This window comes from Streptomyces sp. NPDC001714 (assembly GCF_042892755.1).
Classification (GTDB): Bacteria; Actinomycetota; Actinomycetes; order Streptomycetales; family Streptomycetaceae; genus Streptomyces.
Window position 1 is genome coordinate 231,940 of sequence record NZ_JBIAUL010000005.1, and the last position, 22,564, is coordinate 254,503.

The 22,564-nt window shown below is 70.8% G+C and carries 20 protein-coding genes; 14 read left to right on the plus strand and 6 right to left on the minus strand.

What is annotated here, in order from left to right; genetic code table 11:
• Positions 1-2: 2 nt before the first annotated feature.
• From ACFY0P_RS15285 to ACFY0P_RS15300, 4 genes are all read right to left on the minus strand, one after another.
• The gene (locus ACFY0P_RS15285; RefSeq protein ID WP_388911983.1) at positions 3-1,352 is read right to left on the minus strand and encodes a DNA cytosine methyltransferase; all 1,350 of its coding nucleotides are present in this window, start codon (positions 1,350-1,352) and stop codon (positions 3-5) included.
• 11 nt (positions 1,353-1,363) lie between these two features.
• Positions 1,364-2,359, minus strand: coding sequence for a DNA cytosine methyltransferase (locus tag ACFY0P_RS15290; protein ID WP_388911986.1), 996 nt, complete (start codon positions 2,357-2,359; stop codon positions 1,364-1,366).
• Positions 2,356-2,757: a very short patch repair endonuclease gene (locus ACFY0P_RS15295; RefSeq protein ID WP_388912809.1), complete on the minus strand. Its 402-nt coding sequence runs from the start codon at positions 2,755-2,757 to the stop codon at positions 2,356-2,358. The genes ACFY0P_RS15290 and ACFY0P_RS15295 overlap by 4 nt, the downstream gene beginning before the upstream one ends.
• Positions 2,758-3,155: 398 nt before the next feature.
• On the minus strand, positions 3,156-4,169 hold the full coding sequence (locus ACFY0P_RS15300; RefSeq protein ID WP_388911989.1) for a hypothetical protein: 1,014 nt from the start codon (positions 4,167-4,169) through the stop codon (positions 3,156-3,158).
• Positions 4,170-4,246: 77 nt separating this feature from the next.
• On the opposite strand from ACFY0P_RS15300, the gene ACFY0P_RS15305 reads away from it, so the two are divergent.
• Positions 4,247-4,534, plus strand: a complete 288-nt coding sequence (locus tag ACFY0P_RS15305) for a DUF1905 domain-containing protein (protein ID WP_388911992.1) — start codon at positions 4,247-4,249, stop codon at positions 4,532-4,534.
• 46 nt (positions 4,535-4,580) lie between these two features.
• On the opposite strand, the gene ACFY0P_RS15310 is transcribed toward ACFY0P_RS15305, so the two are convergent.
• Positions 4,581-6,053: a beta-1,6-galactanase gene (locus ACFY0P_RS15310; RefSeq protein WP_388911995.1), complete on the minus strand. Its 1,473-nt coding sequence runs from the start codon at positions 6,051-6,053 to the stop codon at positions 4,581-4,583.
• Between the two features lie 292 nt (positions 6,054-6,345).
• On the opposite strand from ACFY0P_RS15310, the gene ACFY0P_RS15315 reads away from it, so the two are divergent.
• On the plus strand, positions 6,346-7,128 hold the full coding sequence (locus tag ACFY0P_RS15315) for a class E sortase (protein ID WP_388911997.1): 783 nt from the start codon (positions 6,346-6,348) through the stop codon (positions 7,126-7,128).
• Between the two features lie 186 nt (positions 7,129-7,314).
• Positions 7,315-7,599 (plus strand): hypothetical protein, encoded by a 285-nt coding sequence (locus ACFY0P_RS15320; protein ID WP_388912000.1) that lies wholly within the window; start codon positions 7,315-7,317, stop codon positions 7,597-7,599.
• A gap of 249 nt (positions 7,600-7,848) precedes the next feature.
• Here ACFY0P_RS15320 and ACFY0P_RS15325 read toward each other — a convergent pair whose 3' ends face one another.
• Entirely contained in the window at positions 7,849-9,255 is a 1,407-nt protein-coding gene (locus tag ACFY0P_RS15325; RefSeq protein WP_388912003.1) for an MFS transporter, read from the minus strand.
• Positions 9,256-9,322: 67 nt separating this feature from the next.
• Between ACFY0P_RS15325 and ACFY0P_RS15330 the strand changes: the two genes are divergently transcribed.
• The 11 genes from ACFY0P_RS15330 to ACFY0P_RS15380 all read left to right on the plus strand — a co-directional run bounded on the left by ACFY0P_RS15330 (position 9,323) and on the right by ACFY0P_RS15380 (position 22,564).
• Positions 9,323-9,850 (plus strand): winged helix-turn-helix transcriptional regulator, encoded by a 528-nt coding sequence (locus ACFY0P_RS15330; RefSeq protein ID WP_388912006.1) that lies wholly within the window; start codon positions 9,323-9,325, stop codon positions 9,848-9,850.
• Positions 9,851-9,879: 29 nt separating this feature from the next.
• Positions 9,880-10,200 carry a DUF6412 domain-containing protein gene (locus ACFY0P_RS15335; protein WP_388912009.1) on the plus strand — a complete coding sequence of 107 codons (321 nt, stop codon included), beginning with the start codon at positions 9,880-9,882 and terminating at the stop codon, positions 10,198-10,200.
• Between the two features lie 125 nt (positions 10,201-10,325).
• Entirely contained in the window at positions 10,326-11,021 is a 696-nt protein-coding gene (locus ACFY0P_RS15340) for a YidC/Oxa1 family membrane protein insertase (protein WP_388912012.1), read from the plus strand.
• A gap of 132 nt (positions 11,022-11,153) precedes the next feature.
• Complete coding sequence (locus tag ACFY0P_RS15345; RefSeq protein WP_388912015.1) at positions 11,154-12,011, plus strand: fumarylacetoacetate hydrolase family protein; 858 nt, start codon at positions 11,154-11,156, stop codon at positions 12,009-12,011.
• A gap of 975 nt (positions 12,012-12,986) precedes the next feature.
• Complete coding sequence (locus tag ACFY0P_RS15350) at positions 12,987-13,874, plus strand: 2-dehydropantoate 2-reductase N-terminal domain-containing protein (RefSeq protein WP_133049879.1); 888 nt, start codon at positions 12,987-12,989, stop codon at positions 13,872-13,874.
• A 167-nt stretch (positions 13,875-14,041) separates the two neighbouring features.
• Complete coding sequence (locus ACFY0P_RS15355; RefSeq protein ID WP_388912019.1) at positions 14,042-15,271, plus strand: glycosyltransferase; 1,230 nt, start codon at positions 14,042-14,044, stop codon at positions 15,269-15,271.
• Entirely contained in the window at positions 15,268-17,076 is a 1,809-nt protein-coding gene (locus ACFY0P_RS15360; RefSeq protein ID WP_388912022.1) for a right-handed parallel beta-helix repeat-containing protein, read from the plus strand. The genes ACFY0P_RS15355 and ACFY0P_RS15360 overlap by 4 nt, the downstream gene beginning before the upstream one ends.
• 309 nt (positions 17,077-17,385) lie before the next feature.
• Positions 17,386-19,425 carry a right-handed parallel beta-helix repeat-containing protein gene (locus ACFY0P_RS15365; protein WP_388912025.1) on the plus strand — a complete coding sequence of 680 codons (2,040 nt, stop codon included), beginning with the start codon at positions 17,386-17,388 and terminating at the stop codon, positions 19,423-19,425.
• 66 nt (positions 19,426-19,491) lie between these two features.
• Entirely contained in the window at positions 19,492-20,370 is an 879-nt protein-coding gene (locus tag ACFY0P_RS15370) for a polysaccharide lyase (RefSeq protein ID WP_388912028.1), read from the plus strand.
• A gap of 28 nt (positions 20,371-20,398) precedes the next feature.
• Positions 20,399-21,163 (plus strand): NDP-sugar synthase, encoded by a 765-nt coding sequence (locus tag ACFY0P_RS15375; RefSeq protein ID WP_388912030.1) that lies wholly within the window; start codon positions 20,399-20,401, stop codon positions 21,161-21,163.
• Positions 21,164-21,211: 48 nt separating this feature from the next.
• A complete protein-coding gene (locus tag ACFY0P_RS15380) occupies positions 21,212-22,564 on the plus strand; it encodes a phosphomannomutase/phosphoglucomutase (RefSeq protein ID WP_388912033.1) in 1,353 nt (450 codons plus the stop codon).

A 22,564-nucleotide genomic window follows, 5' to 3' on the forward strand; every position in this document is an offset into this window, starting at 1 on the left:
GGCTACTTGGTCGCCGCCTTCTTGCTCTTGCGTGGGCGCACTGAAGAAGGCGGCGGCACCTGGTCCTTGGCCTGCGGGCACCTGTCGGTGCAGTGGTCGGCTGCGCCGCAGCCATCGCTTCGCAGCTTGGCCCGCTGCTCCTCGGTGGCCGGCTGCCACGGCTTCCTCAGCGCCTCCGGGTCCGGCTTGGGGAGTCCGAGAGCGGAACTCAGCAGGTGCGCACCGAACAGGGGGGGTACGGCGTTGCCCACCTGCTGGGCCTGCGCCGTACCGGACCACGGATAGTCCGGCGGGAAGCTCTGCAGCATGCCCGCTTCGTTCATGCTGAACCGCGGTCCTTCGTAGACGACCTTCTCGTTGAGGTGCTCGAAAACCACGAAGCGGGAAATGCGGCCGGTGACGGTGGTGGCGGGCTGCTGGTCGGTCCGCACCCCACGCCTCCCCGGATGGCCCGAACTGCCGTAGTTTGAGCGGACCAGGAAGGGAGTGACACGCCCGGGATGTGAGCCCACCGGGTCCGAGAGGGCATCGCGCATCGACCGCCAGGGGAGCTTGTCGTCGCTGTCGCTCCCCGACGCGCCGCCCTCATCAAGCGTCGGCTGACGGACCTGGTCAGGTGCGCTCGTCCCGTTGTTCCGGTTCCATTCCTTCGCATCGTAGGAACGGTGGGTGGAGGAGGGGAGCGAGGGCTCGCCGAGCCCTTCACGCCGAGCGATCAACACCGCGCGAGACCGCGTCTGCGGTACCCCGTAGGTCTCCGTGTCCAGAACGCCGACGACAACCTGGTATCTGGTCCCGTCGGGGAGCCCTGTCTCGGCCAGCACCTTGGCGTAGTGCTCCCAGAGCGGAGCCACTGCGGGGACCTGCTCCAGGACGATCACATCGTACGGCCGGTTCTCACGGTTGGGGCTCCGCGTTGCCTGAATCGCGTACCGGAGAGGTTCGAGGACCAGGGCAGTGCGTGGATCGGGGAGATCCTTGAGTTCTTCGTCGATCTCCTTGTCGGAGTCACCTGGCATCAGACGGTCGATGTACTTCTTGACCCTGTCCAGGGCCTGGCGCCCGGCGCCGTGTCCTGCCACCGAGTACGTCTGGCACGGAGGGCCACCGGCGAGCACGTTGATCTCCGGCGGCAACGACTCGAAGGCATCCCTGCGCACCGCGCTCACATCGGCGTGAAGGGTGTCTAGCCCGGCGGCGTACCGGGTCAGGCAGGCGCTTCTGTCCCACTCGACACCGAGACTCGGGATGTCGAGCGAGTGACCGGCGACGTCCAGCCCTCCGGGACCTGCGAAGAGGTCGAGGACGAAGGGCTGGTCGAGGATGGGCTTGTGGGACGCCGTGCTGGTCATGTGGCCGAAGTCTAGCCGGCAGCGGGGACTGCTGGATCCCGAATCAGCGCTGCGGCGACAGCTCTCCCCAGCGCCTCTCCCACCGGCGGTGGTGTCGCGTGCCCGACCTGCCGGTATCGGGCGGTCTTGCGCCCGGTGATCTCCCACGTCGCGGGAAAGCCCTGCAGCAGCGCGGCCTGCTCGACCGTGATCTTCACCATGTTGTCCCTGCCGAGCTCGGGGTCCCATACGAAGTCTGCGTCGGGGACCTCGTCACCCACAGTGTGACCGTTGACACCCATGGTTGCCCAGGTCCGCTTGGCTCCCGTCGGTCCCAGGTCCGCGCCACCCCGGTTCTTCGAGCCGCCGACCAGAGTCGGGGCCGGTCTATCGGCTTGGGCGGCCCAGCGGTCGGCGTCCGGCCAACCCCGTGACGCCATGGTCGGTCCCAGAACGGCACCGACCGTCGTGGACTGCTGCACGGTCGGTGCCGGTGGCCGGAATGCCGAGGCCCACTGCCGCTCGATGGCGACGAGGACGCCCTGCTTACGGTTCTGGGGCACGCCGAAGTCGACCGCGTTCACGACGAACCAACTGAACTCGTATCCCAGGTGAGCCAGTTCGGCTCGCGCGAAATCACGAAACTGCTGGTAGGCGTCCGAGTGCGCGAGCCCGGGCACGTTCTCGATGAGCACCGCGCGAGGCCTGATCGCATGGACGAGGTAGACCGTGGCCGTCAGCAGGCGCTCCTCGGCTCCCGAATCCGCACGTCCGACGGTCGCACTCGACTTCACCCGTGGTAGGCCGGCCGAGAGGAGATCCACGTCGAGGCTCTCGGGATGGTCCGCGGGGTCGAAGTCCATCAGGTCGGCTTGAAGTACGTTCCACTGCGGTCGGTTGGCCCGCAGAGTTTCGATGGCGAGTTGGTCCTCGTCCAGTAGCAGACGCGGCACGAACCCCGCCTGCTCCAGTCCCAGGGCGAGCCCTCCCGCGCCGGAGCACACATCGACGAAGGTCAGTCCACTCATACTCTTCTCCCCCGTGTCCCTTCCGCCCGACGCCGCTCCACGGCCGCGACCACGCGCACGGCCACTTCCCCAGGAGCCTCGTGCTCCCAGAATCGCAGCACCGTCCATCCTTCCGCGATCAGATGCTCGGTCGTCTCCCGGTCGCGGGCCATGTTTCGATCCAGCTTCCGACGCCACCATTCCGCGTTGGCTTTCGGGTGAGTGGCGTGCTGGGGACAGCCGTGCCAGAAGCAGCCGTCGATGAGAACGGCGACCTTGGCCCGAGTGAAGGCCACGTCGATCCGGCGCCGGGGCATGCCCGGCACGGGGTACTCCACTCGATAACGCAGGCCAGCTGCGTGCAACAGCCGTCTTACGGCCAGCTCGGCCTCCGTGTCTTTGCTCACCTGCTTGCTCATGCGGGCGGAAACGGCAAGAGAGGAGGGGACGAGATTGGGCACGGGATTATCCTGCCGGCGTAGGTGAGGCGGTGTGTAGCCAAGGAAGGACTCACCCCACTGGAGTGGGTGACGTCGGCAGAGGGACCGCCCGCTTCTTTCTCAGTGTCGTGCTTCCGCACCCCGCCTCAAGGGCGCTCCCGCTCCGCTGCGCTGCGCGTCCGCGTCGGCTGCGCCGATGGCCCTGCGGGCCACCCTTGACCCGGGCCGCTCCAGCACGGGGGAGAAGCGAGCGGGCGGCCCGGGGGAAGTGGGCGGCTTGCCGGGGTGTGCCGTGGGGGCGGCGGCGTTCCGGGGCGGGGTTGGGGCGCGGCGGGTGCGTGGGGGCACGCCGGGTGGTTCGGCGGGTGCGGGGTGGCTTACGCGGTGCCGTGGCAGGCGTCGTACGGCTGGGGCCGGCCGCACCAGCAGTCCGAGGTGCGCTGAGGGGGCCAGGCCACGGCGCGGCCTCGGGCTGCCAGGGTCGTCGCGTACTGGGGGAGGAGGGTGGTGTCGGAGGGGGAGGAGCCCTCCGAGGCGGCGAAGGCCTCGTAGGAGGGGACTGTCCCTGTGACGATGCCCAGGTTCGGGGTGCCGGAGGTGGACAGTTCGCGGAGGGAGGATTCTATGGTCGAGAGGTGCTCGGGGTGGGACGGGTACTCCGTGGCCAGGTCGGGGTACGCCGACAGGAGTTCCGTCAGTTCTTCCGCCGGCCAGTGGAGGACCGCTACCGGGAAGGGGCGGGACAGGGCCTCTCTGTAGGTGCCCAGTTCTGCGCGGAGGCGGGAGATCTCGGCCTCCAGCTCCTGCGGGTTGTCCGAGCCCAGGGACCAGACGCGCTTCGGGTCGTGGAGTTCGTCCAGGGAGATGGGGGAGGAGTGGAGGGTGTCGGCGCGGGCGTCCCAGTCGTCGTGGGGGAGGCCGAGCATGCGGCGGACCCTGTGGCGGCCGAACAGCACCGGGTGTGTGGCGTAGGGGGGTTCGGCGACGTCTGTGAGGAGGAGGGTGGCCGCCTCCGTGAACGTGTCGTGGGCCGCTTCCAGCTCGTCGTGGGATTCGAGGGATTCGGCGACGATGACCCAGGGGGCCGGGTCGCGGGGGGCCGTGGTGCGGATGCCCTCGATGATCGCCCTGGCTTCTGCCTCGTGGTCGTACTCCCACAGGTTCGACGCCTTGAGGGCCCGGATGAGAGGCGCGTTCTCCAGGGTGTCCGGGGTGGCGAGGAGGCGGTCGTAGAGCGCGGTGGCGGCGGGGCGGTCGTCGGCCAGTTCCAGGTGGGCCGCGGCCTGCAACAGCAGTCCTTCCGCGTCCTCGGGGTAGCGGCCGGCGGTCCGCTCCAGGCGTGCCGCTTCGGCGGTGTGGTCGACGTTCTCGGCAGGCGTGTCGGGGCGCATGAACGACACCGTACTGCCCGGCGGTGACAAAGAAGAGATAGGGATAGGGGGCAGTCGGTAGCGAGGGGAGTCGTTCGGTGCGGATCGAGTTCGGTGGGTGTGTCGTGGAGTGGCGTGGGCCCGCTCCCTATTACTTCGTGCCTGTACCGGAGGAGGAGTCCGAGGAGATCAGGGCCGTCGCCGCCATGGCGTCGTACGGGTGGGGGGTCATTCCCGTCGAGGCGGTGGTGGGCGGGGTGGTGTTCGAGACGTCGCTGTTTCCGAAGGACGGCGGGTATCTGCTGCCGTTGAAGAGCGCAGTGCGCAAGCCGCAGGGGTTGGCTGCGGGGGACGAGGTGCGGGTGGAGATGAGCGTGCGGTTGTAAGGGGGCGGGAGGGACCCCGGGGAGGGGTCCCTCCCCTCTGCCGCCGCTAGATCGTCACGCCGTCGATCTGCAGGGTCTGTACCGCCTTCGCCGCGACCGACACCGCCACCGTCTTTCCGGACAGGTAGGTGTCCGAGTACGACTTGTACGCGTCGCCGCCCGTCGTCACCGTGTTCCAGCGGGGGACCAGGCCGTTCGTGCCGCCGGTCACCGTCGTGAAGCCGGAGAGGTTGAAGGTGAAGGTCTGGGCGGAGGTGGCGGTGTTCAGCGCGACTATCACGAGGCGTTTGGCCGAGCTGTCGTAGGCCGCCACGGCGTTGCTCACGCCCGTGTCGAGGATCTTCATGCCGGGGCGGATGTGGCGGCTGAACTGTGCCATCACGTAGTACTTGGTGGTGACCGCGCCGGCCGCCAGGGTGCTCGCGTCGTACGCGATCATCGCCCAGTTCGTGGACGGGTCCATGACCTGCCAGTAGACCCAGGCGGTGGGGTGCAGCCAGCGGAAGTCGTAGAGCAGGTTGAAGGCCATGGTGTAGCCGGTGCCGTCGTTGTCGCCGGTCTCGGAGTTCCACAGGGCCTTGCCGGCCGTCGTCACGACGTCGGTGTAGAGGAGGTCGCGGCGGCCGCCCGAGCCCTGGTAGCCGTGGACGTTGACGCGGTCCACGTAGCCCTTCGTGGTGGAGGAGAAGGCGCTCCAGGTGGTGCGGGCCAGGTCGTAGCTCGTCTCGTCCGAGGCCGAGATCTTGGTCGTCGTCAGGCCTCGGCTGTTCAACTCGCTGCGGAGGTAGGGGAGTACGGCCGCCTGGACGGTTGAGTCCATGTGGCAGCCCTCTTGCGTGCCCGTCGCCGTCCACCAGGAGGAGGACGGTTCGTTGAAGGCCTCCACCGTCGCGAAGTTCACGCCCCAGTGGTTCTTGGCGTAGAGGGCGACGGAGGCGAGGTGGGAGGCGTGCTGGCGGTAGTTCCAGGACTGGAGGTTGTTGCCGCCGTCGGAGGCGCCGGACGGGTTGTGGTTCAGGCACATCCACCACATGGGGGAGTTGGCGAAGAGTTCGGCCGTCGCGCCCCGGTTGACGGCTTTGACGAGCATGGCGCGCTGGGTGGCGTCCGCCGTCCAGTCCCAGGCCGAGGAGGTGGGGTCCTCGTTGTTCCAGTCCTGCCAGTAGCCCTCGATCTGCTTGAACGCGGGGATGTTGGCGGAGGCCACCATGCTCTCGCCGTTCACGCTGTTCCAGCTGGACGCGCCCAGGTTGTAACGGGCGGTGTTCAGGCCGAGGCCGGGGAGCGACGTGCTGTTGTAGGTCGTCGACTTGGTGGTGAAGAAGATGTCGGCGAAGTCGTCGCGGGTGCCGAAGACGTTGCCCCACCAGGCCAGCGAGGTGCCCCAGCCCTCCCAGGTGCCCCAGGAGGTGGACGGGCTGACGGCGATGGTGGCGTCGGCGCGGGCCGTGCCGGTGGCCAGGGCGCTGCCCAGGAGGCCGCCTCCCGCGGCGGCCAGGAGTGTTCTGCGTCGGATCATGGCTGTTTCTCAACCTCTCCGTGCGGCTCAAACACCGGTTCCCGGACCGGCGTTGACTCGTCCCCCCGCATGCCAACAGGAAGCATCAGGTGTGGTGCGTGAGGTTGTCGAGGGTTGTGACGGTGGTTTCTGACAGTGGTTTCTAAAACCAGTGGAGGAAGAGCGTGTGGGGAGGTGTGGTGACGGGAGGCCGTGCGGCTCTGGTGAGTTGGCGGCGGGCGCCTTATCGTGCGGGACCGGCCGGGGATCGGTGGGACCGACACGGGCTGGTGGGAGGTGCGCGGTGCGGGTCGTGGGGCACGGTGAGCGGCGGTGGCGGGCCCGGCGTCGGCGGGTGCTGTGGACCGGGGGCGAACTCCTCGTCACGGTGGGCGTGGTGCTCATGCTCCTGGTCGTGCACCAGTTGTGGTGGACCAACCGGGAGGCGAAGCAGGGGGCCGAGCGGAAGGTGGAGGCCCTGGAGCGGGAGTGGGGTGGCGGAGGGGCGTCGGACGGCTCCGGGGGATCGGGCGGCGGCGGGGGGAAGGGCGGTGGCGGTTCCGGTGCGGCCGGGTCCTCGGCGTCCGACGGGGCCTCCGGGGGCGGGCGGCGGCAGACGTCGTACACCACCCGTGTCGTCGCCTCCCAGGCGTACGCCATCCTGGTCATCCCCCGGCTCGGGCTGCGGGTGCCGATCGCCGAGGGCGTCAGCAAACCGAAGGTGCTCAACCACGGGTACGTCGGCCACTACCCCGGAACCCAACAGCCGGGCCAGGCCGGGAACTTCGCGCTCGCCGGGCACCGGAACACCCATGGCGAGCCGTTCCGGTATCTGCCGCGGCTCCGGCTCAGGGATCCGATCGAGGTCGAGACGGGGTCGGCGACCTACACGTACGTCGTGGACCAGATCCTGCCGCGGACGTCGGCGCGCGACTCGGGGGTCGTACGGCCCGTACCGCGTTCGATCGTGAAGCCGTCGTACGGGTACAAGGAGCCGGGTTACTACATCACGCTCACCACCTGCACGCCGGAGTTCACGTCCCGGTACCGGATGGTGGTGTGGGGGAAGCTGGTGTCGATGCGGCCTAGGTCGTAGGGCGCACAGCGGGGAGCAACACGGCGGAGAGCGGGCGGTGGGGAGCGGGCGTCCCGGGGCGACTGCCCCATGCGCCTATCCGAGGGGCTTCCGGACGTGCCGCGAGCGGGACACACGCTTCGGGGGATATGTCCGTTTCGAGAGAGGTGGCCTCAGGAGGCCCCGGAAGCCGTGAGGAGATCAGCGATGTACGCAGTGGTGCGCCGGTACGAAGGGGTGACGGATCCCGCCGAGGCGGGACGCCTGGTGGACGAGGGGTTCGTCCCCCTTCTCCGCCAGGTCCCCGGCTTCGTGGCCTACTACTGGGTCGACGCCGGGGACGGGGTGATGCTCTCCACCAGCGTCTACGAGGACCAGGCCGGGGCCGACGAGTCGGTCAGGAGGGCGGCGGACTTCGTACGGGACAACCTCGCGGCCCTGCTTCCCAACCCTCCGCAGGTCACGGCCGGCCAGGTCGTCGCCGCGGGCTAGCGGACCTCGCGCGGCGGGGCCGGACCGGCAGCCCCGGGCTGGATCGGCGGCCGTGGGTTGGATCGGCGGCGTGGGTTGGATCGGCGGCCGTGGGTTAGATCGGCGGCCCGGGCTGGATCGGTGGCCCCGGGCTGGACCGGCAGCCCCGGGCTGGACCGGCAGCCCCGGGCTGAACCGGTGGCCCCGGGTGGCCCCGGGCGGGACCCGCGGCCCCGGCGTGCTGCGGCGCGGAGCCGGGCGCGCACCCGTTCACGCGCGCTCCCGCAGGGCCACCACCCCCGCCGCTCCCAGCACCGCGACTCCGGCCGACACGATCATCGCCACGTCCGCCCCGTGGGGCAGGTCGGAGCCGGAGGACGTGGCCAGGGCGATGGTCAGGGCCACGCCCGCGCAGGAGCCGATGTAGCGGAAGGTCTGCTGGGCTCCGGAGCCCATCGCGGCGCGGGCGGCGGGGACCGACTCCACCGCCTGGAGGGGGAGCGCGGCGTTGAGGAGGCCGCTGCCGGCGCCGCCGAGGACCAGGCCCGGCAGCAGGCGGGGCCAGGAGCCCGCGTCCAGTGCGCCCAGCATGGTCAGTGCGCCGCCCGCGTGCAGCAGGAAGCCGACGGCCAGTTGCCACCGTGGTGAGACGCGGCCCGCCAGCCGCTTGGCCTGGAGCGCCACGGTGAAGGACAGGCCGGACCAGAGCAGGAACAGCCACGCCGTGTCCATCGCGGACATCCCCAGCGTCTGCTGGAGCAGCGCCGGCAGATAGCTGAACAGGCCTATCACCGTGAGGCCCGTGATCAGGCCGCTGAGGGAGGAGGCGAGGAAGCGGGGGGTGCGGAAGAGGGCCAGGTCGATCATCGGGGTGGGCGCGAAGCGGCGCTCGATCAGGGTGAAGAGCGCCAGCAGGACGACCGTCGCCGCCAGCAGCAGGGCCACCGGTGCCCGTAGCCAGCCGTCCCGGCCCAGGGTCAGTGCGGCCACCAGGGAGACCAGGGCGAGGCCGAAGGCCAGGGCCCCGGCGACGTCCGGGCGGCCGCCGCGCGGTGAGCGGGACTCGGTCAGGGTGCGGAAGGAGAGTCCGGCCACCAGCAGGGCGGCCGCGCCGAGTACCGCGTACGCCACCCGCCAGCTGGGCATCGCGCCGGCGACCAGCGGGCCGAGGGCGATGCCGCCGCTCACGAACGCGCCCCACACGCCGGTCGCGTGCAGCCGGCCGCGCGGGCTCGGGAACGCGGCCACCAGCAGGCCCAGGCTGCTCGCCAGGATCGCCGCGCTCGCCGCGCCCTGTGCGACCCGGGCCAGGGTGAAGGCCCAGGTGGAGGTGGTCAGGCCGCCGAGGGCGGTGGTCAGGCCGAGGGCGAGGGTGCCGGCGGCGAAGACGCGGCGGCGGCCGTAGTCGTCGGCCAGGCTGCCCGCGACCAGGAGGAGGGCGGCGAGACCGAGCGGGGTGCCGTTGAGCAGCCAGGCCTGGGCGGAGAGGGGGGTGTGCAGGGCGGCGACCGTGTTCGGGAGCGTGACCACCGGGGCGGTGTAGGTCATCAGGGCCACGGCGGTCGCGGCGCTGGTGAGGGCCAGGGTGGGGCGGCCGCTCGGGACCGGGGCGGGGTCCGTGACAGGTGCGGGTGCGGGGCTCGCCCGCTTCATGGTTCTTTCATTGAACCTACTCATGGGGGTACCGTAGCACCGTTGGTTCGTTCATTGAACCCACACGGGAAGACTGACTAAGGTGGTCGCCATGGCACTGGGCAAGGACTACGTGACGCAGGAGTGCTCGATCGCCCGCGCGCTGGAGGTCGTCGGCGAGCGCTGGACCCTGCTCGTCATCCGCGACGCGCTCTACGGCGTCCGGCGCTACAACGACTTCCTCGTGCACCTCGGCATCCCGCGCGCCGTCCTGTCGGCCCGCCTCAAGACGCTCACCGAGGAGGGGATCCTGGAGAAGCGCCGTTACCAGGAGTCGCCGCCCCGGGACGAGTACGTCATCACCGACCGCGGCATCGAACTGTGGCCCGTCCTGCGCACCCTCGCCGTCTGGGGGCGCGAGCACCTCATGGACCGCCGGCTGCGCTACTTCCGGCACGTGGCGTGCGGGACCGAACTCGGGTCGTACGGCGAATGCCCCGCCTGTGGAACCGTCGTCCCCGTCGCGGACGTCGTCATCACGCCGGGCCCGGGACTCGACCCCGACCCGGCGGACCCGGTCAGCCGGGCGCTCCTCAAGCCCAAGAGGCTCCTGGAGCCGCTGGAAACCGATCATGTATAAACGGCAGTGAGAGGGAGAAGGGGGTGGACATGCGCGTGAACAGCCGCTGGGTGCCGCCGTCCCGGCCCGCCGCCCTCCTGCTGCTCCTGCTGCTCGACCTCCTCCTTCTCGACTCCGGCAGCCTCTTCACCACCGTCGCGCTCGCCGCGACCGCCGCCGTCGGCTCGGCCCTCGCCGTCTGCTCGGTGCGCGCCGCGCGCTCCGCGCCCGCCGTGCCGCCCACCCGGGTCCGTACGGCGATACGCGACCGGGCCCGGCGTACCGCCTTCCTGCCGCAACGCGACCCGGACGCGAAGGGCCGCAGCCGCCCACGAGCACCCGGACCCGCCCTCCCGGCGACCCCCGCGTAGACCACCCGGCCCCTGGCCTCGGGCTTCTCGGCCCCGGGTGACCTCGCGCGCGTCGTCATGCCGTCCCGCCCCTTCACCCACGGCACGACGAGACCCCCGGAGGGCTCCCCCGCATGTCCGTCTTCATGTCCGTTTTCGCCGGCCTGGTCGAGCATCTCGCCGACCTGCTCCAGCCGTTCTTCCACGCCTCCGCGGCCGCCGCCGCGATCGTCCTGTTCACCGCGCTCGTACGACTGCTCGTCCATCCCCTGTCCCGTGCGGCCGCCCGCGGGCAGCGCGCCCGGGCCGCGCTCCAGCCCAGGATCGCCGAGCTGCGCAAGCGGCACGGCAAGGACCAGGAGGCGTTGCAGAAGGCCGTGCTGGAGCTGCACGCGGCGGAGAAGGTGTCACCGCTGTCCGGCTGCCTGCCCGGACTGCTGCAGCTGCCCGCGTTCTTCCTCCTCTACCACCTCTTCTCCAACCCGACGATCGGCGGCCACGGCAACGGCCTGCTCTCCCACGAGCTGTGGGGCGCCCCGCTCGGCGGCCGGTGGAGCGATGTCCTCGCCGGCGGGGGGTTCGGGAGCGCCGGGCTGGTCTATATCGCGCTGTTCGCCGTGGTGGCCGTCGTCGCCACCTTCAATGTCCGCCGCGCCAGGCGGACCGCGGTGGTGAGCGAGGGGGACCAGCAGGTGCCGGGAGTCGGCGCGGTCATCAAGGCGACGCCCTACCTGTCGTACTTCACCCTGCTCACCGTGGCCGTGGTGCCGCTGGCCGCCGCGCTGTACGTGGTGACCAGCACGACGTGGAGCGCGGTGGAGCGTGCCGTGCTGTACAGGTGAGGGCCGCGGTGCCTACGGTCCAGTACGTGAACAGGCTCTTGCCGGTTGCACGTTCATCTTGGAGGATCGGCCAGTCCTCCGATGGCTGCACCCATCGGCGGGCGACTGCTGTCAAGGGAGATGGTGACGACCATGAAGCTGCTGCGAGTCGGTACGGCGGGGGCGGAGCGGCCCGCGCTGCTCGACGCCGAGGGCGTCCTGCGGGACCTGACGGGGATCGTCGACGACATCGACGGGGCGTTGCTCGCGGACGACGCGGCGCTCGGGCGGGTCCGGGCCGCCGCCGAGGCCGGGGAGCTGCCCGCGCTCGACGCGGCCGGGCTGCGGATCGGGCCGCCGCTGGGGCGGATCGGGAAGGTCGTGTGCATCGGGCTCAACTACCACGACCACGCCCGAGAGACGGGGGCCGAGCCGCCGGCCGAGCCGGTCGTCTTCTTCAAGGCCGCGGACACGGTCGTGGGGCCGAACGACACCGTGCTGGTGCCGCGCGGGTCGGTGAAGACCGACTGGGAGGTCGAGCTCGCCGTCGTCATCGGACGTACGGCCCGCTATGTGGCCGACGACGAGGATCCGCTGGCGTACGTCGCCGGGTACGCGGTCGCGCACGACGTGTCCGAGCGGGAGTTCCAGATCGAGCGGGGCGGGACCTGGGACAAGGGGAAGAACTGCGAGACGTTCAACCCGCTCGGGCCGTGGCTGGTGACGGCGGACGAGGTCGGCGATCCGCAGGGTCTGTCGCTGAAGCTCTGGGTGAACGGCGAGCTGAAGCAGGACGGGACCACGGCCGAGCAGATCTTCTCGGTGGCCGAAGTGGTGCGGTACGTCAGCCGGTTCATGGTGCTGTATCCGGGTGATGTCATCAACACCGGGACTCCGGCGGGAGTTGCGCTGGGAGCGCCCGAGCCGAAGCCGTTCCTGCGGGCCGGGGACGTGGTGGAGCTGGAGATCGCGGGGCTCGGCCGTCAGCGGCAGGAGTTGAAGGACGCCTGACAGCTCACCGTCGCCCGATACAGGAGTGGCCGGTTCACGCCAGGAGAGTCCAGCGCCGGTGAACCGGCACAGCCGGCGGCGTCGAAGCCGTCCAAGGCGCTGTTCACCTCGCCGCTGTTCACCTCGTCCGTGCGGGCCGTCGAGGGCGCACGGCGGTGGACCACCGGCCATGTCTCGTTCATGAACGTGCGCCACGGACCGCTCTCGGGCGGCGTGGCCCACCGAGGACAGGTCCACGGCGGCATGCGGTCGCCGACGACATCCCGGCCATGCGATGTTCCTCGTCTGCAAAGAGGCATCGCCCCGCCCCGGCGTGGCTGAACGCACTCGCGCCGGCCGCCCGACGCCGCCGAAGCGCACCCCTGTCGGCCTCCTCGCCCCAGTTGACCAGCCGGTCTGGAGTCCGCGGAGAGCCGCTCGTGGGCGGTCTCGGACGTGAAGGCCGTGCGCAGATGTATATAGGCCAGGTATTCGCGCGCTGTCCTGACGGTGTTTCTGTTCGCTATGGGAGCGTTTCCAGCGTCGTCGGGATGCGGGCGGTCAAGTGGAATCCGGCATGCGTCGGAGCGCTCGCACGAGGGACGGCCTTTACTTTTCCGACATAGGCAATTAACAGCCGCGCGCCCACAGATGTGTAGATCCCGTGTATAACTTCGTATTGTCTGACTGAATGTGAGCGACGGGCACCAAGGGGGGCGTCTCGTCGCTTGGCGTAGTAATGACAGGGGGTTTGGGGGGCATCGGCGGCGCCGTCTCGCGCCGTCGCATCACCGGCCGCACGCCTGGGGAGGCGTGTCGATGCCGAAACCTTTCGGTGAATTCACGGTCAATCGCGCTCGCCGCGCGGCTGGCGCCGTTCTTCACCGTATTTCGCGCGGGGTGGTGTTTTCCCTTCCCTGTCGCCGAATCTCTGCATTCCACTTCCGTGTTCGGCGTGCCCGCAGGCACCCGAATCCGCACAGGAGAGTGATTCAAATGGCCAGGATCTTCATCGTCGGTTCCGGAGTTGTCGGAACAGCCACTGGCAAGGGGTTTCTCCACGCCGGCCATCAGGTGACCTTCATCGACGTGGCGCCGCAGCGCCTGGACTACCTGCGCTCCCAGGGACTGGACGCGCGTGCCGAACTCGACCTCAGCGCCGAGCCGGACGCGTTCGTCTTCCTCACGCTGCCCACGCCCAACGTCGGCCACCGCTACGACCTGTCCGCGTTCGAGGCGGGCACCGCCTCCGTGGGTGACGCGCTGGCCGACGCCGCGGGTACGCACATCGTCGTGGTCCGCTCCACGGTCCCGCCGGGTACGGCCGAGGGCCTTGTGCAGCCGCTGCTGGAGAAGCACTCAGGGAAAACCGCCGGCGAGGGCTTCTCGCTCGCCAGCAACCCGGAGTTCCTCCGCGCGGCCACCGCGGTCGAGGACTTCCGCCACCCGTGGATGACCGTCATCGCCTCGCGCAGCGTGCGCACCCGGGAGCGACTGGCCGAGTTGCTGGCGCCCTTCGGCGGTGAGACACGCGTCTTCTCGAACCCCGCCGAGGCCGAGTTCGTCAAGTGCGCCCACAACATCTACAACGCCACGAAGATCAGCTTCTGGAACGAGATGTGGCTGGTGGGTCAGCACCTCGGTCTGGACCTCGACCCGATCGCCCAGACCGTGGCCCGCTCGGCGGAGGCCTCGTACAACCCGTACTACGGCATCCGGGGCGGCGCCCCGTACGGCGGTGTCTGCCTGCCGAAGGACACCCAGGGGTTCCTCGGCCTCGCCGCGTCGATCGGCGTCGACATGCCGCTGCTCAAAGCGGTCGTCACCGTGAACGACAAGCTCGCGGAGGTGGCCGAACTGGAGACCGAGGCCCTGACCGCCTAGGCCCGGCGGCCGGCGCAGCCCGACACGGTTCCGCGCCGGCCCACCCCGTCGGCCGGCCGGTCCGCGCCGGATCCCGGCCGCCGGGCATCTCTCTCCGCTGCCGCGCCGCACGGCCGGCGTGACGGCGGAGGCTGTCAGACACCTGTGGACCCAACGAGAACAGGCCCATGAGCGGACTATTCGACACCACCCTGCTGGACTTCCGGTACTACCTCGTCTACCTGCCGTTGGGCATACTCGGCCTGGTCCGCTGGGCCTGCTGGCTCGTGCGGCGGGCACCCGCGGCTCTCTACCAGCCCGTGAAGAACGACCACTTCCTCCCGCTCGGCATCGTCGTGCCGGTGTACCAGGAGGATCCGGAGATCTTCGCCCACGCGATCGAGTCGTGGCTGGCGAACGAGGTGGCCGAGGTCGTCCTGGTCATCGACGTCACCGACCAGGCCTGTCAGGACATCGCGGCGCGCTATCCCGTGACCGTCGTCGTCACCGACGTGCCCGGCAAACGCGACGCCCTGCGCAAGGGGTGGGAGGCATGCTCCGCCGACCTGGTGGCGCTGGTCGACTCGGACACCATCTGGGCGGACAACGTCGCCCGGGAAGTCTGCAAGCCCTTCGCCGACCCCAGGATCGGCGGGGTGGGGACCCGGCAGAACGTGTACAACCCCAAGGGGTTCCTGCAGCGGGTCAACGACATGTACCTGGACTACCGGTACTTCGACGAGAACGCGGCGCAAACCGTCATGGGCCGCGCCGTCTCGTGCCTGTCCGGACGCACCGCCGTCTACCGGCGCGAACTGCTGCTGGAGATATCCGACGACTTCATGGCGGAGACGTTCTTGGGCGTCCCCTGCATGTCGGGCGACGACAAGCGGCTGACCACTCTGATTCTGGAGCGCGGCCACCTCACCTACATGCAGCGCTCCGCCCGCGTCTGGTCGACCTTCCCCGGCACGCTGCGGATCTTCCTCAAGCAGCGGCTGCGCTGGGCCCGCAACACCTGGCGCTCCGACCTGAGGGCGCTGTCACGCCGCTGGGTCTGGCGGCACCCCTTCCTCGCCTACACCATGATCGACAAGGGGGTCAGCAGCTTCACCCTGCTGTTCTCGCCCTTCTTCATGACCTGGGCGATCATCCGGCACGACTGGTTCTTCGTCGCCTGCCTGGCCGGCTGGTGGTGGGTGAGCCGGTCGATGAAGATCCTGCCGCACCTGGTGCGCAAGCCCTCGTCGTTCTTCCTGGTGCCCGGCTTCGTCCTGATCTCGTTCATGATGGCGGTCGTCAAGCTCTGCGCGCTCGCCACCATCCGCAAGCAGCGCTGGCTGACCAGGCAGGTCTCGGTGGAGAACGGCGTCGTCGTCAGGACCGCCCAGCCCGCCGGAGCGGAGGCCACGGCATGAGCCACGCCACCCGCGTCGCAGGCGCCGCCCTCGCCGCGGCCGCCCTGCTGGCCGCCGTCGCGCCCGCCGCCCACGCCGCAGGCGGCACCGGGGGCGACCCGGACGTCGCCGCCTGGCAGCGCAGCGGACGCCCGGACCGGCTCATGGTGATCAGGCCCGGCACCGTCGCCCTGATCAGTCACGGCTCCGTGGTGAAACGCCTGTACCCGCAGTACGGACCGCTCCCGCTGAGCTGGCTGGCCGCCAACGCGGGCGGGGAGTGGGTCGGTTACGCACCGGTGAAGGCGGGCGGGTCCAGGACCGTGCGGATCAACACGGCCGTGCTGCTCGCTCCCGGCACCACCCTGCAGATGGGCCGCCGCACGCCCACCGTGCTGATGACCGCCGGGAAGACCGCCGCGTCCGGCACCTGGATCCGCGGCAGCCGGGCCACCCTCGACGTCGACGGTGTCACCCTGGCCTCCGCGGCCGCGGACGGGACCGCCCCGGCCCCCGCGGACCTGGCCGGACGCCCGTACCTCGCCATGGGTGCGGGGGGCCGCATGACGATCGCCGACGCGGAAGTGACCGGCCTCGGCCGCGGCGCCGACGCACCGGCCCGGGAGTCCGGGGTCACCTGGGGGCGGGCCGCCACCGGATCCGCCACCGGCTCCACGTTCCGGGGCGACCGCACCGGCCTGCGACTGACCAGGTCGACCGGCGTGGAACTCGACAAGGTCACCGTCAAGGGTGCCGTCCAGGACGGCGTCGTACTGGACGGCGACCGGGGCACCACCGTGCGCGGGCTGACCGTCGAGGGCAGCGGCGGCAACGGTGTGACGGTCGGCGGCACCGACCACCGCAGTCTGTCCGGCGTCACCACCAGTGACAGCCACGGTACCGGTATCAAAGCCACCGCCCAGCACGGCCTGACGCTCACGGCAACCGCATCGCACCACGACGCCGGCGGCGGTGTCCGGCTGATCTCCTGCGTCTCCTGCGCCCTCGACAAAGCCGTGGTGGAAGGCGCGTCCTCCGCGATCAGCGTCTCCGGCCAGGGCGCCCGGGTGACCGTACGCGATGCCCGGCTCACCGGCGGCGCGGGCGGCGCCGGGGTGACGCTCGCCGCGGGCATCGCCGGTGCCACCGTCACCGGTGGCACGATCAGCGGCTTCGACCGGGGCATAGCGATCGGCGGGCCCGACGTCCGGGTGGACGGCACCACCGTCAGCGGCGCCGGTACCGGCGTCAAGATCTACGGGCACGCGAGCGATGCCGCGTTGAACTCCGTCGTCGTCCACGGCGGCCGGGCCGGAGTCACCGCCTCCGACGCCACCAGAGGCGTCGTCCTGACCGGCGTCCGGATCAGCGGCGTTTCCCGCAAGGGCCTGGCCTCGGCGTCCACGGGGCTGACGGTCAGCGGGGGGTCGGTCACCGGCGCCCTCACGGCCGTCGACCTCGGCGCCTCCGCCCGGCTGGAGAAGCTGACCGTCAGCGATGCCCGGCGCGGGATGCACCTGGCCTCCGGCGTGCACGCCGCCGCCGAGGGCCTGGACATTCTCGCCGAGCGCAAGGGAATCGAGGCGGACGCGGGTGCGTGGATCAGCATCACGGACTCGCGGGTGAGGGCCCCCACCGCCCTGTCCGGGAAGGGCACGATCAAGCGGCTCGGGCACACGGAGGTGACCCTGCCGCCGTTCCCCTGGCTCGGGTTCGCGGCGCTGGTCGCCCTCACCCTCGCCGTTCTGCTCCAGACCATCCACCAGGTCCGCCACCGCAGGACACCGCGGCCCCGGGTTGCGGCCCACGTCCGTAACACCGCGTGACCCGGGGGCGGGCCGCCCCGGGGACGGGGAGGCACCGGTCACCGGGCCACCCGCCCGCCCCCGGACCGCCGAGGCTCCTGCCGCGCCCGCCGACGCAGAACCGCCCGACCCCGCCCGGCTCCTCCTCGGCGGGCAGCTGAGGTACCGGCCCGCTCCCGGTCGGCAATCGCACCACCCAATCGGATACAGCGCGCACCACCGGACGGCCGGAGGACTCCCCGGAACGAGCCCCGCCCCGCCCGTCCTCATCGCAAACAGCGCCTCCGCGGTTCAGTGCCGAACGGCGGAGGACATGTACAGGAGCCTCCTATGAACGACCAACCACTCAGACCGGGCGCGACCGCCCCGGCCGACCGGCCTCGCACGGGCCTCTCACCCGCCCCTGTCTCCCGGTCGGCCAGGAGCGTCGCCCCCGCGGGCCGCTCCGCCCGCCGCCTCGGCGTCGCCCTCACCGTCCTCGGACTGCTGACCGGCCCGGTGGTGCTGTTCTCAGCACCGGCCGAGGCCGTCTCGTGCTCGGGTCAGGTCCGCTATGCCGGCAGCACCAACACGATCTACCTGACCTCCGGCACCGCGAGCCTGTCCGACATCGACGCGCTCTGCCCGTCCGCACCCCTGGTGGAGACGGACCCGTCCACCAACACCTGGGAACTGAGCGCCGACCTCGTCGTCCAGAACGGCGCCACCCTCGAACTGCACGGCACATCGGTCGGCGGCGACGTCGACACCCTGCGGCTGCGCAGCCTGTCCGACAACGTCGCCACCCACGTCAGTGCCATCACCGCGCAGTACGGTGACATCGACATCGACACCGTCCACATCACCTCGTGGGACGACGCCACCGGCGCCCCGGACACGGACCCGTACCTGCCCGCGAACGCCCCGTCCGGTTCCCGGGCGCGCGCCTTCATCAGGGCCATCTCCTACCTGGACACCGACGGCACGCCACGCGAGTCGCGGATGGACATCAAGGACAGCGACATCGGCTACCTCGGCTCCCACGACGCCGAGAGCTACGGCGTGTCGTACAAGGGCCGCGGCTGCGACTCCACCCACCTCGCCGTGTGCGCGGCGCTGAACGTCTACGGCTCGGAGACGGGCAGCCGGTTCCACAACAACTTCATGGGGACGTACACGTTCGACGCGTACGGCATGACCTTCACCGGCAACGAGTACGACCACAACGTCATGTACGGGCTCGACCCGCACGACGACTCCGACTACCTGACCATCACGCACAACCATTCGCACGACAACGGCGACCACGGGATCATCTGCTCGCAGCGGTGCGACCACCTGGAGATCGCGTACAACGAGGTCGACCACAACGGCATTCCGCCGTACGTCCCGGTCGGTGACGACGACCCGTCGGACAACCAGGTCCACGGCATCATGATCCACCGCGGGGTCACCGACAGCGTCATCGAGCACAACTACGTCCACGACCAGCCCAACGGCGCCGGCATCGCGGTCTTCGACAGCAGCGGCGACACCATCCGCGACAACACGGTCACCGGCGCGGAGTACGGGCTGCGCTACAGCGTCGGCTCCAGGGACATCACCACGACGGGCAACACGGTGACGAACAGCAGCCAGTACGCGCTCTTCACCTACCAGGGCTCGGACATCCCCGCCTACACCAACAGCTCCGGCCGGCCGAGCAACCTCGTCTTCACGGGCAACACCTTCGACACGGCGGGCAGTAACGCGGTGAAGCTGAACCAGACCGACGGGACGGTCTTCTCCGGCAACACCTTCAGCGGCACGTTCTCCTCCGGTGTGCTCACGCAGTGGAGCACGGGGACCGTGTTCTCCGGCAACACCCTCCCCACCTCGCTGACGTACTCGGTGAAGGGCGACTCGACCACACCGGGCAGCATCACCTTCAAGGACGTCAAGCAGGCCACGAAGGTGGCGGTGGACTCCGTGAGTTCGGCGTCGTTCACCGGCTCGGCCGGCACCGTCTACAAGGCGAGCGGCTACCCGGCCGTCACCACCGCGCTCGGCTCCGCCGGAGCCGGCAGCACAGCGACCCTGACCGCGGCGACGGTCGGCACCTCCCAGGTGACCGTCACCCCGCAGTCCGTCGCGGTGATCCCCGCGAGCGGCACCGCCACGGGCCGCGTGCCCACCGGCGCGGGGGCGTACGAGGTGCTGGTCGCACCCGGCACCGCCGGCACCGACCTCGCCTTCACCGGCGTCAGCCTGACGCCGGGCGCCAGGTACGCGCTGACCGGGGGCGGCACCACGCTCGCGAGCGGCACGGCCGCCGCCGACGGCACCCTCACCCTGCACACGGCGCCGAGCACGGCACAGGAGGTGGACTACCGGTTCGTCAGCGCGAGTTAGCGGGCCTTGAGACGGCCCGACGCACGGATCGACGGTTCGGCACACCGGCAGACGGGAGCGGCGGCAGTGCGCAGACGGCAGTTCATCACGGCCTTGGGGGCCACCGTGATCGGTACGGGGGTCGCCGCCTGCTCCTTCGGCGGCCCGGGGGGCGGCACGTCCGGATCCCCCGGCCGCTCCACCGGCCCGGCCACCCCGCTGAGCGCGGACCCGTCCGCCGTGGCCGGGTTCTTCGGCCCCCGGCTCACGGCACGCCAGGCCGGCTCGTTCGGCCTCTCCCGCGCCGGGCTGCTGCCGGGACACCACCCCGTGCTGGGCCGGTTGCTGCGGGTCCACTACCCGGCACGCTCGGCCAGCCCGACCGTGGCGCGACAGTACGGTCTGCCCGAGGGCGGAGCCCAGCTCTACCTGAAACTGGCGGAGGGCCCCGTGGACCTCCTCCACCTTCGTTACTACGTGCGGTTCCCGAAGTACTTCGACTTCGTCAAGGGGGGAAAGCTGCCCGGCCTGTACGGCGGGACCGTGACGAGCGGCCGTCGCATCCCCGACGGGGCGAACGGGCTGTCCACCCGCTACATGTGGCGCACACACGGCGCCGCCGAGGTCTACGCCTATCTGCCGACGTCGGTCGCCCACGGCACCTCGCTCGGTCGTGGCTCCTGGGACTGGCCGCTCGGCCGCTGGGTCTGCGTCGAACAGGCCGTACGCCTCAACAGGCCGGGCCACTTCGACGGAAACGTGACCGTCCACGTCGACGGGCGGCAGGTGCTGAGCCGGGGCGGGCTGGAATTCCGTACCACCGATCGGCTCGGCATCGACGGAGTGCTCTTCTCGACCTTTTTCGGCGGCAGCGACCCGACATGGGCGACGCCGCGTTCCCAGTACGCCGACTTCGCGGCGTTCGCCGTGTCCGACCGGCCGATCGACCCGCTGCCAGGCGTCTGAACATCCCGTCCTAGGAGGGACCCCACCCATGACCATGACCCATGACACGGCTCTCGCCATCACCGGCTGGGGCGGAGCGCATGTCCGACAGGCCGTCATCCTCGCCGGGGGACAGGCCAGCAGGCTGCGCCCCTACACCGACCACATCCCCAAGGCCCTGGTGGAGGTGGCCGGACGGCCCATCTTCGAGCACCAGGCGCACTGGCTGGCAGCCGAGGGCATCGAGGAGGTGGTCATCTCCTGCGGCTACAAGGCCGACGTGCTGCGCGACTACGTGGCCGCCAACCGGCTTCCGCTGCACGTACGGGTCGTCGTCGAGGACGAGCCGCTCGGCCGTGGCGGCGGCCTGAAGTACGCCGCCACCCACCTCCCGTTCCCCGCGGAGCGGTGGGCCGGCCTCAACGGCGACATCCTCACCCGCTTCTCGCTGCGCGACCTGGCGCGGGCCCACGTCGAGCGGAACGCGCTCGCCACGCTGGCGGTGACGCCGCTCAAGTCGCCGTACGGGATCGTGGAGATGACCCACTCCGACCGGGTGACGAGCTTCACCGAGGCACCGGTGCTGCCGCACTGGATCAACGCGGGGGTGTATCTGTTCGAGCCGGAGGTCACCGCGCTCCTGCCGGACCTGGGCGACCACGAGGACACCACGTTCCCCGAGCTGGCGCGGGAGGACCGGCTGTCGGCGTACCGAATCAACGGGTACTGGCGCGGCGTGGACAACGCCAAGGACCTGAAGACGGCGACGAAGGAGATCACGGGGTTCGGCTGGGTCCGGACGGTCACCGCCTAGCCGCCCGACGGACCGTCCCGGACCGCCACGACAACGAAAGGCTTTCCCGTGCCCGACTACTCCCACCTGGTCAAGGCCTACGACATCCGTGGCGAGGTCCCCGCACAGCTGAACTCCGACCTCGCCCGCAGGACCGGCGCCCTCTTCGTCCGGCTCACCGGCGCACCGCGGATCGTGGTCGCCCGCGACATGCGCGACAGCAGCCCGGAGCTGGCCGCCGCGTTCGCCGCGGGCGCGAACACGGCGGGGGCGGACGTCGTCGACGCCGGGCTCGGCTCGACCGACTACCTGTACTACGCCTCCGGCAGCCTCGACCTGCCCGGTGCGATGATCACCGCCAGCCACAACCCGGCCAAGGACAACGGCATCAAGCTGTGCCGTGCCGGAGCGGCGCCCATCGGCGAGAGCTCCGGGCTGGGGCGGATCCGGTCCTGGCTGGAGGACGGCGACATTCCGGCGCCCGCGGCCCGCCCCGGCACCACCACCTCCCGGAACCTGCTCGGCGACTACGCCGCCCACCTCAACGCCCTCGTCCCCCTCAAGGGCAACCGCCGCCTGACCGCGGTCGTGGACGCCGGCAACGGCATGGCCGGCCACACCGTCCCGGCCGTCCTAGACGGCCTGCCCGTCGATGTCGACGCCCTGTACTTCGAACTCGACGGCAGCTTCCCCCACCACGAGGCCAATCCCCTGGACCCGAAGAACCTCGTCGACCTGCAGGCCCGGGTCCGTGCCGTCGGCGCCGACATCGGCCTCGCCTTCGACGGCGACGCCGACCGGTGCTTCTTCGTCGACGAGCGCGGCGAGGCGGTGTCCCCCTCGGCCGTCGTCGGCCTGGTCGCCGCCCGCGAGCTGGCCCGTCACCCCGGCTCGGCCGTCGTGCACAACGTGATCACCTCCGCGGCCGCCGTCGAGATCATCCGTGAGCTCGGCGGCACCCCGGTCCGCTCCCGGGTCGGCCACTCGTTCATGAAGGCCGCGATGGCCGAGCACGACGCGGTCTTCGGCGGCGAGCACTCCGGCCACTACTACTTCCGGGACTTCTGGCGTGCCGACACCGGGATGCTCACCGCCCTGCACGTGCTGGCCGCCCTCGGCGAGCAGGACCGCCCGCTGTCCGAGCTCGCCGCCGGCTACTCCCGCTACGCGGCCTCCGGTGAGATCAACTCCGTGGTCGCCGACGTGCCCGGCACCCTCGACCGGGTCGAAGCCGCCTACCGCGCGGAAGGGGTCACCACCGACCGGCTGGACGGGCTGACTGTGGACCTGAGCGACGGCCGCTGGTTCAACCTGCGGCCGTCGAACACCGAGCCCCTGCTGCGGCTGAACGTCGAGGCGCCCGTCCCGGCGGCTGTCGACGCCCTGCGCGACGAGGTGCTCGCCCTCGTACGGCGCTCCTGA

What these genes read in the sequence shown, in the direction of transcription:
- ACFY0P_RS15285 (WP_388911983.1), bottom strand. Translation starts at nt 1,352, where the DNA reads ATGACCAGCACGGCGTCCCACAAGCCCATCCTCGACCAGCCCTTCGTC.
- ACFY0P_RS15290 (WP_388911986.1), bottom strand. Translation starts at nt 2,359, where the DNA reads ATGAGTGGACTGACCTTCGTCGATGTGTGCTCCGGCGCGGGAGGGCTC.
- ACFY0P_RS15295 (WP_388912809.1), bottom strand. Translation starts at nt 2,757, where the DNA reads ATGAGCAAGCAGGTGAGCAAAGACACGGAGGCCGAGCTGGCCGTAAGA.
- ACFY0P_RS15300 (WP_388911989.1), bottom strand. Translation starts at nt 4,169, where the DNA reads ATGCGCCCCGACACGCCTGCCGAGAACGTCGACCACACCGCCGAAGCG.
- ACFY0P_RS15310 (WP_388911995.1), bottom strand. Translation starts at nt 6,053, where the DNA reads ATGATCCGACGCAGAACACTCCTGGCCGCCGCGGGAGGCGGCCTCCTG.
- ACFY0P_RS15320 (WP_388912000.1), top strand. Translation starts at nt 7,315, where the DNA reads ATGTACGCAGTGGTGCGCCGGTACGAAGGGGTGACGGATCCCGCCGAG.
- ACFY0P_RS15325 (WP_388912003.1), bottom strand. Translation starts at nt 9,255, where the DNA reads ATGAGTAGGTTCAATGAAAGAACCATGAAGCGGGCGAGCCCCGCACCC.
- ACFY0P_RS15330 (WP_388912006.1), top strand. Translation starts at nt 9,323, where the DNA reads ATGGCACTGGGCAAGGACTACGTGACGCAGGAGTGCTCGATCGCCCGC.
- ACFY0P_RS15335 (WP_388912009.1), top strand. Translation starts at nt 9,880, where the DNA reads ATGCGCGTGAACAGCCGCTGGGTGCCGCCGTCCCGGCCCGCCGCCCTC.
- ACFY0P_RS15340 (WP_388912012.1), top strand. Translation starts at nt 10,326, where the DNA reads ATGTCCGTTTTCGCCGGCCTGGTCGAGCATCTCGCCGACCTGCTCCAG.
- ACFY0P_RS15345 (WP_388912015.1), top strand. Translation starts at nt 11,154, where the DNA reads ATGAAGCTGCTGCGAGTCGGTACGGCGGGGGCGGAGCGGCCCGCGCTG.
- ACFY0P_RS15350 (WP_133049879.1), top strand. Translation starts at nt 12,987, where the DNA reads ATGGCCAGGATCTTCATCGTCGGTTCCGGAGTTGTCGGAACAGCCACT.
- ACFY0P_RS15355 (WP_388912019.1), top strand. Translation starts at nt 14,042, where the DNA reads ATGAGCGGACTATTCGACACCACCCTGCTGGACTTCCGGTACTACCTC.
- ACFY0P_RS15360 (WP_388912022.1), top strand. Translation starts at nt 15,268, where the DNA reads ATGAGCCACGCCACCCGCGTCGCAGGCGCCGCCCTCGCCGCGGCCGCC.
- ACFY0P_RS15365 (WP_388912025.1), top strand. Translation starts at nt 17,386, where the DNA reads ATGAACGACCAACCACTCAGACCGGGCGCGACCGCCCCGGCCGACCGG.
- ACFY0P_RS15375 (WP_388912030.1), top strand. Translation starts at nt 20,399, where the DNA reads ATGACCATGACCCATGACACGGCTCTCGCCATCACCGGCTGGGGCGGA.